Genomic DNA, 14,404 nt, shown 5'->3' with positions numbered 1-14,404 from the left:
CCGTTCGCGCACATCCGGCCACCGCGCCGACCGCATCCCTAAGACCTTTTGTGACGAGAGGACCGATTTCCATGGCCGATGCCCCCACCGGCAAGGTGACCTTCGTCGGTGCCGGCCCCGGCGCCGCCGATCTGCTGACGTTCCGGGCCGCGCGCGCCATCGCCGAGGCCGACGTCGTGATCTGGGCCGCGAGCCTGGTGCAGGCGGAGGTCCTCGAGCACGCACGCGCGGACGCGGAGATCCTCGACTCGGCGACCATGTCGCTGGAGGACGTGGTCGCGGTGTACAAGCGGGCGCGCGAGAAGGGCCTCAAGGTGGCCCGGATCCACTCCGGCGACCCGGCCCTGTGGGGTGGTACGCAGGAGCAGCTCGACCGGTGCGCGCGGATCGGTATCGCCACCGAGGTCGTGCCCGGGGTCTCCGCGTTCTCGGCGGTCGCCGCACTCGCGCAGCGCGAGCTGACCATCCCCGAGGTCGCGCAGTCCGTCGTGCTGACCCGGCTCGGCGGCGGCAAGACGCCGATGCCGCCCGGCGAGGAGGTGCGGGAGTTCGCCAAGCACGGCACCACCATGGCGATCTTCCTGTCCGCCGCGCGCAGTGGGCAGTTGGTGCGGGAGCTGCTGGAGGGCGGGTATCCGACGTCCACGCCGGTCGTGGTCGCCTACCAGGCGACCTGGCCGGAGGAGCTGATCGTGCGCTGCACGATCGAGACGCTGGAGGAGACCGTCAAGGAACACAAGCTGTGGAAGCACACCCTGTTCCTGGTCGGCCCGGCGCTCGACTCCGAGGGCACGCGGTCGCATCTCTACCACCCCGGCCACTTCCACGGGTACCGCAAGGCCGACCCGGAGGCCCGGCGGGCCCTGCGCGCGTCGCGGGGTGCCGGCACATGATCACGGTGGTGGGCACGGGGACGGGGGCACCGCCCCAGGAGTGCCTGGCCGGTGCCGAGCTGGTCGTGGGCGGGCGGCGGCACCTGGATGCCGTACGGCTGCCGGAGGCGGCGGAACGGATCGTGCTCGGGCCGTTGGCTCCCGCCCTCGACACCATGGCGGAGTACCTGGAGAAGGAACGGCGGGTGGTCGTGCTGGCCTCCGGCGACCCCGGGTTCTTCGGGATCGTGCGGGTGCTGGCCGAGCGCTTCGGGCCCGCCGCGCTGGATGTGCGGCCCGGGGTCTCCTCCGTCGCCACCGCGTTCGCGCGGGTGGGTCTGCCGTGGGAGGACGCGGTGGTGGTCAGTGCGCACGGGCGGGATCTGCGGACGGCGGTGAATGTGTGCCGGGCTCATCCGAAGGTTGCGGTGCTCACCGGGCCGGGAACAGGGCCTGCGGAACTGGGGGCGGCACTGGCGATGGGCGCGAAAGGGGGTGCCGAGGAAGGTCGTCCGGCGGCTGCGGCGCCGTCCGGGCCGGTCGCGCAGTTCCCCGCGCCCCTTGAGGGCGCCGTTCCGCACCGTGTTCTCATCGTCGCCTGTGCCTTGGGCACCGGCGACGAGCGCGTGGAGCGGGTCACCCCCGCCGAGGCCGCCGCCCGGGACTGGGGTACGGCGGTGAGTGTCGTGCTGTGTCTCGACGAGTCCCGGGCACTCGGTGCCGTGCGCACGGTCGCCGGACCCACCGCCGCACCCGCCCAATGGGCCCTGGAAGAGGGCGAGTTCGCCCACCGGGACTCGATGATCACCAAGTTCGAGGTGCGGGCGCTGGCGCTGGCCCGGCTCGGGCCGCGGCTCGGGGAGCTGGTGTGGGACGTCGGCGCGGGTTCCGGGTCCGTGGCCGTGGAGTGCGCGCGACTCGGTGCCGCCGTCGTCGCGGTCGAGAAGGCCCCCGACGGTGTCGAGCGGATCCGCGCCAACGCGGCCGCCCACGGGGTCGACGTACGGGTCGTGCACGGGTCCGCGCCGGACGCGCTGGCCGAACTCGACGACCCGGACGCCGTGTTCGTCGGCGGTGGGGGGCGGGAGCTGCCCGACATCGTCGGCGCGTGCGCACGGCGGGCCCGGCGGAGCGTGGTCGTCGCCATGGCCGCGCTGGACCGGGTGCCGGCCGTACGCGCGGCGCTCACCGGCGCCGGGTTCGACTGCGACGGCGTACTGCTCCAGTCGTCCCGGCTCGCGCCGCTGCCCGGGGATGTGACCCGGCTCGCCGCGACCAATCCGGTTTTCCTGCTGTGGGGCGTCAGAAACCCCGTGTACCGAGAGGGAGTTGCTCTGTGATCGGCCTTATTTCCGCCACCGCGGCGGGGGCGGCGGCACGCGACCGGCTGGCCGCGGCATGGCCGGACCGTACGCGCGTGTACGACGGACCCGTGGGGAACGCCGTGCGGCGGGCGTTCGCGGAGTGCGAGCAGCTCGTGTGTTTCCTGGCCACGGGTGCGGTGGTCCGCCTGATCGCGCCGCTGCTCGGCGGCAAGGCGTCCGACCCGGGTGTGGTGTGTGTCGACGAGGGCGGGCGGTTCGCCGTGTCCCTGGTCGGCGGGCACGGCGGCGGTGCCAATGAACTCGCCCGGGAGGTCGGGGAGTTGCTGGGCGCCGAGCCCGTGGTGACGACGGCTACCGACGCGGTGGGGGTGCCGGGGCTCGACACGCTCGGGCTGCCGGTGGAGGGCGCGGTGGCGGCCGTGTCGCGGGCGCTGCTGGACGGGGAGCCCGTCGCCCTGCACAACGAGTCGCGCTGGCCGCTGCCTCCGCTCCCGGTCGCCGGGGAGGGGGCGTACGGCATCCGGGTGACGGACCGGCTGGTCGAGCCGCTGCCCGAGCGGGAGGTCGTCCTGCGTCCGCCCACGCTCGTCGTCGGCGTCGGCGCTTCCAAGGGCGCGCCGGTCGAGGAGGTGCTGGAGCTGATCGAGGGCTCGTTGCGCGAGGCCGGGCTGTCCCCGAAGTCGATCGCCCACCTCGCCACCGTGGACGCCAAGGCCCAGGAGCCGGGAATCGTGGCGGCGGCCGAGCGGCTCGGCGTGCCCCTGGTCACCCACTCCGCCGAGGAGTTGGCGGCCGTCGCGGTGCCCAACCCCTCGGACGCGCCCCTGGCCGCCGTGGGCACCCCTTCCGTCGCCGAGGCCGCCGCGCTCGTCCACGGCGGTGAACTCCTCGTCCCCAAGCGGAAATCGGCCGCGCAGCCCGCCATGGCGACCTGCGCTGTCGTACGGCGTCCCGCGCGCGGCCGGCTCGCGGTCGTCGGACTCGGCCCCGGCGCCCGGGACCTGCTCACGCCCCGCGCGAAGGCGGAACTCCAACGCGCTTCGGTGCTGGTCGGGCTCGACCAGTACGTCGACCAGATCCGTGACCTGCTGCGGCCCGGGACCCGGATCCTGGAGTCGGGGCTCGGGGCCGAGGAGGAGCGGGCCAGGACCGCCGTGGCCGAGGCGCGCGAGGGCCGGGCGGTCGCGCTCATCGGCAGCGGGGACGCCGGCGTGTACGCCATGGCCTCCCCCGCGCTCGCCGAGGCCTCCGACGACATCGACGTGATCGGCGTCCCCGGGGTCACCGCGGCCCTCGCGGCGGCCGCGATCCTCGGTGCCCCGCTGGGCCACGACCACGTGTCCATCAGCCTGTCCGACCTGCACACCCCGTGGGAGGTCATCGAGCGGCGGGTGCGCGCGGCGGCCGAGGCGGACATCGTGGTCACCTTCTACAACCCGCGCTCCCGGGGCCGGGACTGGCAGCTGCCCAAGGCGCTCGCGATCCTCGCCGAGCACCGTGAGCCGGCGACGCCGGTCGGGGTCGTACGCAACGCGTCACGGCCGGACGAGTCCGCTCGGCTGACGACCCTGGCCGCGCTCGACCCGGCGACGGTCGACATGATGACGGTCGTGACCGTGGGCAACACGGCGACCCGTGACATCGCGGGGCGCATGGTGACGCCGCGCGGCTACCGCTGGCAGGAGGGCGCCGAGTGAACCGTGTCGTCCACCCGATCGAGGTGGAGTCCTACCGGCGGCTGCGCGCCCGCCTGGACACCTCGCACTTCCCGCCGCTGACCCGGGCGGTGGTGGAGCGGGTCATCCACTCCGCCGCCGATCTGGAGTACGCCACCGATCTCGTCATGGACGAGGGCGAACTGGAGAAGGCGCACACCGCGCTGCACTCCGGCGCGCCCGTCGTCACGGACGTGGAGATGGTCGCGGCTGGGATCACCCGGCGGGAGACCGTCTGCCGGCTGCGGGACGCCAAGTCGGGTCCGGGGCTGACCCGTTCGGCCCACGCGATCCGGCTCGCCCACGAGCAGGTCGGCCCGGGGGCGATCTGGGTGATCGGCAACGCCCCCACCGCGCTGGAGGAGTTGCTGACCCTGGACGCGGCTCCGGCGCTCGTCATCGGGCTGCCCGTCGGCTTCGTCGGCGCGGTCGAGTCCAAGGCCGCGTTGCGCGAGAGCGGACTGCCCGCCGTGAGCAACGTGTCCGAGAAGGGCGGTTCGGCGGTGGCCTCCGCCGCGCTCAACGCCCTGCTGTACCACCCCACTCACCCCTCTGAGGAGACCTCGTGACCACCCCGCCGCCCGCCCTGCTCATCGCCGGTCATGGCACCCGGGACGATGCCGGAGCCGAGGCGTTCCGCGACTTCGTCCGGGAGCTGGGGGCCCGCCACCCCGACCTGCCCGTCGCGGGCGGCTTCATCGAGCTGTCCCCGCCGCCGCTCACCGACGCGGTGGCCGAGCTGGTTCAGCGCGGTGTCCGCCGGTTCGCCGCCGTGCCGCTGATGCTGGTGTCCGCCGGACACGCCAAGGGCGACATCCCGGCCGCGCTGTCCCGCGAGAAGGAGCGGCACCCCGGGATCTCCTACACCTACGGGCGCCCGCTGGGCCCGCACCCGGCGCTGCTGAACGTCCTGGAGCGGCGTCTCGACGAGGCGCTGGGCACCACCGGCGGACGCGCCCCGCTGGACCGGGCGGACGTGACCGTGCTGCTCGTCGGCCGGGGCTCCACCGACCCCGACGCCAACGCCGAGGTGTACAAGGCGGCCCGGCTGCTGTGGGAGGGGCGTGGATACGCGGGCGTGGAGACGGCGTTCGTGTCGCTGGCGGCGCCGGACGTGCCGAGCGGCCTGGACCGGTGCGTGGCGCTGGGGTCGCGCCGGATCGTCGTGCTGCCCTACTTCCTGTTCACCGGGATCCTGCCGGAGCGGGTGAAGCAGCAGACCGAGGGCTGGGCGGCCGCGCACCCGGAGGTCGAGGTGCGCTCCGCGGACGTCATCGGTCCGGAGCCGGAACTGCTGGACCTGGTGATGGAGCGGTACGAGGAGGCAGTCAAGGGCGATCTGCGGATGAACTGCGACTCGTGCGTGTACCGCATCGCGCTGCCGGGCTTCGAGGACAAGGTGGGCCTGCCGCAGCAGCCGCACTTCCACCCGGACGACGACGGCCATCATCACCACCACGGCCACCATCACGGCGCCCACACCCATGCGCACTGACCGAGCCGGCGGCCACGACCTGCGGCACCACGGCGACGCCGAGGTACGGGACGACGGGGCCCGGCTCACCGACCTCGCCGTGAACGTCCGCGCCGACACTCCCCCGGTGTGGCTGCGAGAGCGGATCGCGGGGTCGCTGGCCGGGCTCGCCGCGTATCCCGACGGGCGGGCAGCGCGGGCGGCGGTGGCCGCACGGCACGAGGTGCCGGTGGAGCGGGTGCTGCTGACGGCGGGGGCCGCCGAGGCGTTCGTGCTGCTCGCCCGCGCCCTGACGGTCCGTCACGCTGTGGTGGTGCACCCGCAGTTCACCGAGCCCGAGGCGGCGCTGCGGGACGCCGGGCACCCGGTCGACCGGGTGCTGCTGCGGGAGGAGGACGGTTTCCGGCTCGATCCGGCGGCCGTCCCCGAGGACGCCGATCTGGTGGTCGTCGGCAACCCGACCAACCCCACCTCGGTCCTGCATCCGGCCGCCACGATCGCCGAACTGGCTCGTCCCGGGCGGACGTTGGTGGTGGACGAGGCGTTCCTGGACGCGGTGCCGGGTGAGCGCGAGGCCCTGGCCGGGCGGACGGACGTGCCCGGACTCGTCGTCCTGCGCAGCCTGACGAAGACATGGGGCCTGGCCGGACTCCGGATCGGTTACGTCCTCGCCGCCCCGGAGACGATCGCCGAACTGGAGCGCGCCCAGCCCCTGTGGCCGGTCTCCACCCCGGCCCTCGCGGCGGCCGTGGCGTGCATGGAGCCGCGGGCCCTGGCGGAGGCCGCCCACGCGGCCCACCGCGTCGCCACCGACCGGGCCCATCTGGTCGCCGGGCTGCGGGAGTTCGCCCCGGACGGACTGAGGGTGGTCGAGCCGGCCGAGGGCCCGTTCGTCCTCGTACGCCTGCCGAAGGCCGCTGATGTACGACGGCATCTGCGCGATCTGGGGTTCGCGGTGCGGCGCGGGGACACGTTCCCGGGGCTCGGCGAGGAGTGGCTGCGGCTCGCGGTGCGGGACCGGGCGACGGTCAACTCCTTTCTGCAGGCCCTGGATCAGGCGGTGACGCTGGCCCGGCACTGAGGCGGGTGCCGTCGGGGAAACGGATCTCGACGGTGCCGCCGGTGGTGGGGGTGGCGTCCGCGCCCGTGAGGGGCACGTCCGCGCCGAGGGCCACGAGGGTGACCAGGAGCGGGCCGGTGCCTTCGAGGACGGGGGTCGCGGAGTACCGCCCGTAGGCGTTGGTGTGCTCGGCAGCCACGACCGTCCCGGCACCCTCGCCCCAGCCGTACAGGCCGACGACGGCGCTCGTCAGTCCGCCCGCCGCCCGGCGGACCCGCGCCCAGCCCGGCCCGCACTCGGCGACCGGCGGCCCGGAGTGGTCGGCGAGCGCCCAGCCCCCTTCCCGCACCGGGGTGTCGGATGCCGGATCGATGCGGTGCACGCGCACCTCCCACGGCCCGTGCACCACGCTCACCGTCTCGACGCGGTGCCCGAGTGCGCGGTGCCAGGAGGCGGCCGTGCGGCCCTCGCAGTGGAGCGGGTGGATACGGCCGCGGGGGGACGGTGTGCCGTCGGGGGCGAGCAGGGCGAGGTGGTTGTCGGGGCCGAGGGGGGTCTCGGGTGCGGTGGCGGTGGAGTAGGCGAGCTTGGCGTAGTGCGGGCTGTCGTCGTCGGTCGCGGGTGGGGGCGGGAGGCGGTCGGTGCCGTGGTTGACGAGGCGGACGATCCCGTCGGAGGCGGTCGAGTGGAGCAGCCAGCCGGGGGCGGGGAGCGCGAGGACCGTGTCGGCGGCGTCGGCGGGGCCGGGCTCCTCGGGGGCCGTCCACACCGGGTGGTCGGCGGGCAGCAGCAGGCCGAGGAACGCCTTGCTCGCCCAGTACGGGGAGGCGGGGCCCGAGTAGCGCTGGAGCACTCCCCCGAACGGCCGGTACCAGCCGAGGGTGAGCAGGCCGCGCTCGTCGGGGACGCCGCGCTCGGTGAAGTGCTGCAGGGCGCCGGAGGCCAGGCGGCGGGTGAGGCCGGGCGGCAACGGGGTGGCGTCGGCGAGGGCGCCCGCCCAGAGGGGGGCAGCGGCGGCGTAGCGGTAGGTGAGGGAGCGGCCCTGGTGGACGGGGGCGCCGTCGGAGCCGAAGAAGTACTGGTGGACGCCGAGGAACTCCCGCAGCCGGTCGCGGTGCCGGGCCACGGTCCCCGGGTCGGCGCGCGGTCCCGCGATCCGGGCCCACAGCACCGGGTACAGGTGCAGCGCCCAGGCGTTGTAGTAGTCGAACTTCTTCCCGTCCCCGTCGGTGTACCAGCCGCCGCCCCGGTACCAGTCGTCCAGGCGGGCGAGGCCCGCGTCGATCTCCGCCCGGCTGTGCGGGGCCCCGACGGAGGCCAGGAACTCCTCCGTGATCACCTGGAACAGCCGCCAGTTGGAGTCGTTGGCCCTGGCGCCGACGAACCGGCCGAGCCACTCGACGACCCGGTCCCGCACCCCGTCGTCGAGCCGGTCCCACAGCCAGGGCCGGGACTCGTGCAGCGCGAGGGCGATCGAGGCCGCCTCCACCATCGGCTGGGCGCGGTCGGTGATCGGCGGCCAGTGCTCGGGGTGGTGCGGATCGGTACCCGCGGCGAGCCCTTCGGCGTACCGCTCGACGAGCGCGGGGCCGACCCGCCCCGCCGACCCGGCGATCCGGAACGCGGCGAGCAGGAAGGACCGCGCGAACCCCTCCAGGCCGTCGGACCACGCCCCGGAGTGACTGGGCGGTCCGGGCAGCCGGTACTGGGCGAACCCGGGGGTGGCGTAGGGCAGCAGCCCGTCGAGCAGCCGGTCGGCGACGGCTTCCCAGTGGGCGCGGGTCCAGCCGGTGAGGGGGGAGAGGAGGGGGTCGGTGGTGGGCAGGTCGGGGTGGTGCGTCGGGTCGTCGGGGAGCGATAGATGCGGCGCGGTCATACGGGGGTGAGTCCTTAGTGGGTCGGTGGTGGGGCGACGCTCTTGCGTACGACGATGTGCGTGCCCAGCAGATGGTGGCTTCCGGCGGCGTGTTCGGGGTCGCGCAGGGCGATGCGTACGGCGGCGCGGCCGAGCTCCTCGGCAGGCGTACGGACCGTCGTCAGCGGGGGGTTGAAGTCCTCGGCGAGCGGGATGTCGTTGTAGCCGACGACGGAGATGTCCGCGGGCACGCCGAGCCCGGCGTCGGCGATGGCACGCAGCGCTCCCGCCGCGACCATGTCGTCACCGGCGACCACCGCCGTGAACTCCCTGGTCTCCTTGAGCAGTTCGGCCATCGCCCGCAGCCCCGCCGCCCGTCCGAGGCCGCAGTCGACGACCCGTGTGGCCGCCGGGGGCAGCCCGTGCTCGGCGAGCGCGGCCCGGTACCCGGCGACGCGCGCGTCCAGGGCGGTGTTCCCGGGCAGCCCGCCGAGGAAGACGATCCGCCGGTGCCCGGCGGACAGCAGATGCCCGGTGATCGCCCGGGCCCCGGCCTCGTTGTCGAACTCCACGACCAGCGCCGGGATCTCGGGATCCGGGGCGGGGCGGCCGCACAGCACCAGCCGGGCCCCGGTGGAGTCGAGGGCCTGCGCGTAGTGGGCCACGCGGGAGCGGTACGCGTCGTCCTCGACGACCCCGCCGACGAGGATCACCAGCCGGGCCCCCTCCTCCCGCATCAGCTGCACGAACTCCATCTCCCGCTGCGGATCCCCGCCGGTCGCCCCGACCACGCACAGCCACCCGCGGCCGGCGGCCTCGGCCTCCACTCCCTCGGCGACCTGGGCGTAGAAGGGGCTGGTGACCTGCCGGACGACGACGGCGGCCATCTTGCGGCCCCCGCCGACCAGCGCCCGGGCGTGCGCGTTGGCGACGTAGTCGAGATCGCGGGCGGCACGCAGGACACGGGCCCGGGTCGCGGCCGGCACCGGATGGTTGCCGCTGAGCGCGCGGGAGGCCGTCGCCATCGACACCCCCGCGCGCTCGGCGACGTCGCGGATGGTGACCCGTCGCCTGGACCCCGTGTCCGTCATGTCGTTCTCCATCCCCCGCGTCTCCTGTTCCACCGGCGGCGCCTCATGTGTTGGCCGCGTAGTCCTTCGCGAACTCCCCGGCCATTCTGTCGCCGCCCTGGGCCCGCCACTTCTTGACCACCGCGTCCCACTCCGACAGCGGCAGCCGTCCGGCGACGATCCCGGTGACGGCGTCGTCGAGCATCGCCCTGAGCGTGGTGCCCTGGGCGTTCTTGGTGCGGGACTGCAGGCCGTTGGAGGCGTTGCGGATGGCGTGCGGCACGACTTTCCGCTGCCAGGAGTGCAGGGCCCGTACGGCATCCGGCATGCCCGGCACGAACAGCACCTGCGGGCCTTCGGCGAGGTACTTCAGCGGCAGGTTGGTGTTGTTCTCGACCTCGCCGAGCTCGGTGGGCTCGGGGGAGCCGTCCTTGCCGCGGGTGAAGTGGGTGCCCTCGACGCCGTAGTGGACGAGCTCCCACTCCTGGCTGCCGAAGGGGGCGGCGAGGTAGTCGAGGATGCGCAGAAGGAGTTCGACGCGTTCCTTCTTCGCCTTCTTCAGGACGGTGTAGCCGAAGGAGCGGCGGGCGGCGACGATTCCGCCGGGCTTGCCGTCCACGCTGTACGGGAGGGCCGCGGCCGGGGTCAACTTGCCCTGGGACTCACGGTACTTGGGGAGGTAGGCGCCGAAGCCGTCCTGCATGGAGCCGACGGTGCCGTTGTAGTAGAGCGTGGTGAGGTCGATCTGGGAGACGGACGTCGAGTCCGGGTAGTAGGAGCCGCCCTTGCGGAGCCGGGCCTGGTAGGCGATGGCCGCCTTGTAGCGTTCGTCCGCGGCACAGTGCTGGAAGGTGCCGTCCTTGGTGACGGCCCACTCGTTGGGCGCGTTGTGGGCGGCGGCGTGCACGGCATTGCCGAACAGGGAGCCGTTGGCGGCCCCGAGCGCGTACGTGCGGCCGCTGGTGGCACGCCGGGCGACGGCGGCGAAGTCCTCGGAGGTCCAGCCCTCCTTCATGCCGGCGTCGGTGAACAGGCCCTGGTTGAGCCAGAGGGTGGAGCCGGGCAGCGGGCGTTCCAGCGGGATGCCGTAGATGCGGCCGCCGATGCGGCCCATGTCCTGCCAGGCGTGGGTGGGGATCCCGGCGAGGTTCGGGTATTCACTGATCGCCTCGCCGGAGAGGTACGGGGTGAGGTCCTCGGCCCGGCGCTGCACGAACTCCGCCTCGCGGGGCAGGACGAAGCCGGAGAACAGGTTGATGATGTCGGGCAGGGTGTCGGGGTCGCCCGCCATGACGGTGGCCATCTTCTTCTGGTAGTCGGCCTGGGAGACGATCGTGTACTCGATCTTCACCCCGAGCGCCTTCTCGACGGCCGCCCAGAACCGGTTCGCCGAGGCCGGCTTGGGCGGGGTGCCGAAGGACACCGACATGACCTTGACGGTCGATCCGTCGCCCGGCGTACGGGAGACGGACTTGACGAGGTCGGCGGGGTAGGCGGTGTATCCGGCCTGGACGCCCGCCTCGGTGGGGGCGAGGTCCGGCTTGGGCCCGCTCGCCGCCTTGTACGCGGGCCAGGGGGCCAGCTTCTTGCCCGCGTTGGAGACGTCGCTGTCGCCGGAGCCGGTGGAGCAGGCGGTCAGCGCACCGGAGACGGAGGCCGCCGCCGCGGACAGCAGCAGGGTGCGTCGGGACATGCTGGGCATGGGTGAATCACCTCGTGTCGGCTTGGGTCGGTCAGCTCTTGATGGCGCCGGTGAGCACGCCCTTGGTGAAGTACTTCTGGAGGAAGGGGTAGATCAGCAGGATCGGCACGGTGGCGATCACGAGGACCGCCATCTGCACGGTCTGCGGGGCGGTGACGGTGCCCTCGCCGGTGGTGGCGTCGGTGAGCCCGGAACCGGCCACCACGTAGGTACGCAGCACCTGTTGGAGGGGCCAGTGGTCGCTCTCCAGGTAGAGGGAGGCGTAGAACCAGGAGTTCCAGTAGGCCACCGCGTAGAAGAGCCCGACGACGGCCAACGCGGCCTTGGACAGCGGCAGTACGACGGAGACGAGCACCCGCCAGTCCCCCGCTCCGTCGAGACGCGCGGCCTCGTAGAGCTCGTCGGGGATGCCCTGGAAGAAGCCGCGCAGGACAACCAGGTTGAAGACGTTGACCAGCACGGGCAGGACCAGCGAGGCGTAACTGTCCAGCAGCCCCAGCTCCTTGACCAGCAGGAAGCTCGGGATCATGCCGGGCGGGAAGAGGAACGTGAACAGGACGAGGAGCAGGACGGGCTTGCCGCCGAGGACGCCGGGGCGGGACAGGGCGTAGGCGAGGGTGACCGTGCACAGGAGGCTCAGCGAGGTCCCCACGACGGTGACGCCGACGCTGACACCGAGGGCGTGGGTGACGATGCCGCCGTCGAGGATGTCGCGGTAGGCCTTGAGCGAGGGGTGGGTGGGCCACAGCACCCAGCCTCCGTTGTCGACGACCTCCTCGGTGGAGGCGAGCGAGGTCGACACGATGACGAGGAACGGGACACAGACCAGCAGGACGACCGCGGCGAGGGCGAGCGCCTTCGCGGCCTGCGTCACCGGCTTCGGTTTCTCCATCCATCCCGGACGGGCCTGGGCACTCACTTGTAGACCCCCTGTTCACCGAGGCGGTGGGCGACCTTGTTGGCGGCGTAGACGAGGAGGGCGCCGACGACGCCCTTGAACAGGCCCGCGGCGGCGGCGAATCCGTAGTCGCCGCCGACGATGCCCTGGTAGTAGACGAAGGTGTCGATGATCTCGGAGGCCTCGGGGCCGACCGCGTCGCGCTGGAGCAGCATCTGCTCGAAGCCGACCGAGAGGATGTCGCCGAGCCGCATGATCAGCAGCAGCACGATCACCGGGCGGACGGCGGGCAGGGTGACGTGCCAGAAGCGCCGCCAGGGGCCGGCCCCGTCGATCGCGGCGGCTTCGTACTGCTGCTCGTCGACCTGGGCGAGGGCGGCGAGGAAGATGATCGTGCCCCAGCCGGCGTCCTTCCAGATGACCTGGGCGACGACGAGCGGTTTGAAGGCGTCGGGGTTGCCGATGATGTCGACGCTGTGCAACCCCATGCCGTTCAGGCCGGAGTTGAGCAGTCCGGTGTCGCCGAGCAGTTGCTGGAAGAGGGCGACGACGATCACCCACGAGATGAAGTGCGGGAGATAGGCGACGGATTGCACGAACCGGCGGACGCTGCTCCAGGTGAGGCTGTGCAGCAGCAGGGCGAGGCCGAGCGGGACCGGGAAGTAGAACACGAGCTGGAGGACGGCGATCCAGACGGTGTTGAGCACCGCGTCCCAGAACGCGGTGTCCTCGAACATCCGTTGGAAGTTGCCGAGTCCGGTCCAGGGGCTGCCCCACAGCCCGTCGAAGGGCACGTACTCCTTGAACGCGATGACGTTGCCGACCAGCGCCCCGTAGTGGAAGAGCAGGAAGTAGGCGAGGCCGGGCAGCATCAGCAGGAGCAGGGCTCTGCTCTGAAAGCGTTTTCGTCGGACGACTGCCAAGGCTATTCCCTCTTCCTGGTGGGGCAGATCGAAGAGGAAGTTAAAGCGCTTTCATGCACGGGTCAACAGTTCTGACAAAGGTGGTGAGTTGGCGCAGGTCAGCGTGGGGCGCCGAAGCGGGAAGGCGAGTGAAAACGCTCTCAGTCAGCTACGAGCGGCGGGTCAGGCGGACGCACACGACGGCCACATGGTGCGGGACGCCGGACGTCGGACGTCGGATCCGCCGCAGGCATTCAGGGGCGCGGGGAACTGCGCACAACGCCCGCCCCCAGCGGCCCGCACCCGAACCCGGTCAGCCCCGGACCTGAACTCCGGGTGCCCGGTGCCGAAGGTGACGCGTCGGATGTCGGCCGCGGCCTACTCCACCGCCCGGCCGTTCAGCACGACCTGCCGCGGTGCCGCCAGGACGCGTACGTCCGTGCGCGGGTCCTGTTCGTAGACCACCAGGTCCGCGGCGGCGCCCTCCTCCAGTCCTGGGCGTCCCAGCCACCTCCGGGCACCCCATGTCGTCGCCGACAGGGCGTCCAGCGGGGGGATCCCGGCCGTCACCAGTTCCGCGACCTCCGCCGCGACCAGGCCGTGCGGGAGGGTGCCGCCCGCGTCCGTGCCGACGTAGACCGGGATGCCGGCGTCGTAGGCGCTGCGGACGGTGTCGTAGCGGCGTTCGTGGAGCCGTCGCATGTGGGCCGACCAGCGGGGGAACCTGGACTCGCCGCCGTCCGCGAGCTTCGGGAAGGTCGCGATGTTGACCAAGGTCGGGACGATCGCGACGCCGCGTTCGGCGAAGAGGGGGATCAGGTCGTCCGTGAGCCCGGTGGCGTGTTCGACGCAGTCGATGCCCGCCTCGACCAGGTCCTTCAGGGAGTTCTCGGCGAAGCAGTGCGCGGTGACGCGGGCGCCGAGGCGGTGCGCCTCCGCGATGGCCGCCTCGACCGCTTCGCGAGGCCAGCTGGGAGCCAGGTCGCCCACCTCGCGGTCGATCCAGTCCCCCACCAGCTTCACCCAGCCGTCGCCGCGCCGGGCCTCCTGGGCGACGTACGCGACGAGGTCCTCGGGCTCGATCTCCCAGGCGAAGTTCCTGATGTAGCGGCGGGTGCGGGCGATGTGCCGACCCGCCCTGATGATCTTCGGCAGGTCCTCGCGGTCGTCCACCCAGCGGGTGTCGGAGGGCGATCCGGCGTCGCGGATCAGCAGGGTGCCGGCCTCCCGGTCGGCCAGTGCCTGCTTCTCGGCCACGTCCTGGTCGACCGGGCCGTGCGCGCCGAGGCCCACATGGCAGTGCGCGTCCACCAGGCCGGGCAGCGCCCAGCCCGACACCGTGCGGATGTCACGGGCGGCGACGGGGCGGTCGTAGGAGATCCGCCCGTCGACCACCCACAGCTCGTCCCGGACGTCCTCGGGGCCGGCCAGGATCCGCCCCTTCACGTGCAGCACCGCGCGATCGCTCATGACCGCACCCTAGCCAGCCCGAGGTCACCGCTCCCAGGGCGGTGGGCCCTCGAAGGGGCCC

General features: G+C 73.0%; 12 protein-coding genes. 6 read left to right on the top strand and 6 right to left on the bottom strand.

What is annotated here, in order from left to right; genetic code table 11:
• Positions 1-71: 71 nt before the first annotated feature.
• The 6 genes from cobM to cobC are packed head-to-tail and all read left to right on the top strand — an operon-like array spanning position 72 to position 6,467.
• Positions 72-893: a precorrin-4 C(11)-methyltransferase gene (gene cobM / locus ACIRP7_RS14705; protein WP_403658201.1), complete on the top strand. Its 822-nt coding sequence runs from the start codon at positions 72-74 to the stop codon at positions 891-893.
• Positions 890-2,212, top strand: coding sequence for a precorrin-6y C5,15-methyltransferase (decarboxylating) subunit CbiE (cbiE, locus tag ACIRP7_RS14700; protein ID WP_403658198.1), 1,323 nt, complete (start codon positions 890-892; stop codon positions 2,210-2,212). The genes cobM and cbiE overlap by 4 nt, the downstream gene beginning before the upstream one ends.
• Positions 2,209-3,894 carry a precorrin-3B C(17)-methyltransferase gene (cobJ, locus tag ACIRP7_RS14695; RefSeq protein ID WP_403658195.1) on the top strand — a complete coding sequence of 562 codons (1,686 nt, stop codon included), beginning with the start codon at positions 2,209-2,211 and terminating at the stop codon, positions 3,892-3,894. Before cbiE ends, cobJ begins: the two co-directional genes overlap by 4 nt.
• The gene (locus ACIRP7_RS14690) at positions 3,891-4,481 is read left to right on the top strand and encodes a precorrin-8X methylmutase (RefSeq protein WP_403658194.1); all 591 of its coding nucleotides are present in this window, start codon (positions 3,891-3,893) and stop codon (positions 4,479-4,481) included. The genes cobJ and ACIRP7_RS14690 overlap by 4 nt, the downstream gene beginning before the upstream one ends.
• Complete coding sequence (locus ACIRP7_RS14685; RefSeq protein WP_403658191.1) at positions 4,478-5,407, top strand: sirohydrochlorin chelatase; 930 nt, start codon at positions 4,478-4,480, stop codon at positions 5,405-5,407. The genes ACIRP7_RS14690 and ACIRP7_RS14685 overlap by 4 nt, the downstream gene beginning before the upstream one ends.
• Complete coding sequence (cobC, locus tag ACIRP7_RS14680) at positions 5,397-6,467, top strand: Rv2231c family pyridoxal phosphate-dependent protein CobC (RefSeq protein ID WP_403658188.1); 1,071 nt, start codon at positions 5,397-5,399, stop codon at positions 6,465-6,467. The genes ACIRP7_RS14685 and cobC overlap by 11 nt, the downstream gene beginning before the upstream one ends.
• Here the strand turns inward: cobC and ACIRP7_RS14675 are convergent.
• The 6 genes from ACIRP7_RS14675 to ACIRP7_RS14650 all read right to left on the bottom strand — a co-directional run bounded on the left by ACIRP7_RS14675 (position 6,415) and on the right by ACIRP7_RS14650 (position 14,343).
• Entirely contained in the window at positions 6,415-8,322 is a 1,908-nt protein-coding gene (locus tag ACIRP7_RS14675) for a DUF2264 domain-containing protein (RefSeq protein ID WP_403658185.1), read from the bottom strand. The two genes, cobC and ACIRP7_RS14675, sit on opposite strands and share 53 nt — an antisense overlap.
• 14 nt (positions 8,323-8,336) lie before the next feature.
• Positions 8,337-9,392, bottom strand: a complete 1,056-nt coding sequence (locus tag ACIRP7_RS14670) for a LacI family DNA-binding transcriptional regulator (RefSeq protein ID WP_403658182.1) — start codon at positions 9,390-9,392, stop codon at positions 8,337-8,339.
• A 43-nt stretch (positions 9,393-9,435) separates the two neighbouring features.
• On the bottom strand, positions 9,436-11,073 hold the full coding sequence (locus ACIRP7_RS14665) for a sugar ABC transporter substrate-binding protein (protein ID WP_403658179.1): 1,638 nt from the start codon (positions 11,071-11,073) through the stop codon (positions 9,436-9,438).
• Positions 11,074-11,104: 31 nt separating this feature from the next.
• A complete protein-coding gene (locus tag ACIRP7_RS14660) occupies positions 11,105-11,992 on the bottom strand; it encodes a carbohydrate ABC transporter permease (protein ID WP_403658176.1) in 888 nt (295 codons plus the stop codon).
• Positions 11,989-12,843 (bottom strand): ABC transporter permease, encoded by an 855-nt coding sequence (locus tag ACIRP7_RS14655; protein ID WP_403658439.1) that lies wholly within the window; start codon positions 12,841-12,843, stop codon positions 11,989-11,991. The genes ACIRP7_RS14660 and ACIRP7_RS14655 overlap by 4 nt, the downstream gene beginning before the upstream one ends.
• Positions 12,844-13,251: 408 nt before the next feature.
• Complete coding sequence (locus tag ACIRP7_RS14650; protein WP_403658173.1) at positions 13,252-14,343, bottom strand: amidohydrolase family protein; 1,092 nt, start codon at positions 14,341-14,343, stop codon at positions 13,252-13,254.
• Positions 14,344-14,404 lie beyond the last annotated feature (61 nt).

The organism is Streptomyces sp. NPDC102270 (genome assembly GCF_044766405.1).
GTDB lineage: Bacteria > Actinomycetota > Actinomycetes > Streptomycetales > Streptomycetaceae > Streptomyces.
The sequence above is the reverse complement of the archived record's forward strand: the minus strand, read 5'-3'. Positions and strand labels throughout refer to the sequence as shown.

Coding starts and splice junctions, on each gene's coding strand:
- cobC (WP_403658188.1), top strand. CDS start 5,397: ATGCGCACTGACCGAGCCGGCGGCCACGACCTGCGGCACCACGGCGAC.
- cobM (WP_403658201.1), top strand. CDS start 72: ATGGCCGATGCCCCCACCGGCAAGGTGACCTTCGTCGGTGCCGGCCCC.
- ACIRP7_RS14675 (WP_403658185.1), bottom strand. CDS start 8,322: ATGACCGCGCCGCATCTATCGCTCCCCGACGACCCGACGCACCACCCC.
- ACIRP7_RS14655 (WP_403658439.1), bottom strand. CDS start 12,843: ATGCTGCCCGGCCTCGCCTACTTCCTGCTCTTCCACTACGGGGCGCTG.
- ACIRP7_RS14670 (WP_403658182.1), bottom strand. CDS start 9,392: ATGACGGACACGGGGTCCAGGCGACGGGTCACCATCCGCGACGTCGCC.
- cbiE (WP_403658198.1), top strand. CDS start 890: ATGATCACGGTGGTGGGCACGGGGACGGGGGCACCGCCCCAGGAGTGC.
- ACIRP7_RS14665 (WP_403658179.1), bottom strand. CDS start 11,073: ATGCCCAGCATGTCCCGACGCACCCTGCTGCTGTCCGCGGCGGCGGCC.
- ACIRP7_RS14650 (WP_403658173.1), bottom strand. CDS start 14,343: ATGAGCGATCGCGCGGTGCTGCACGTGAAGGGGCGGATCCTGGCCGGC.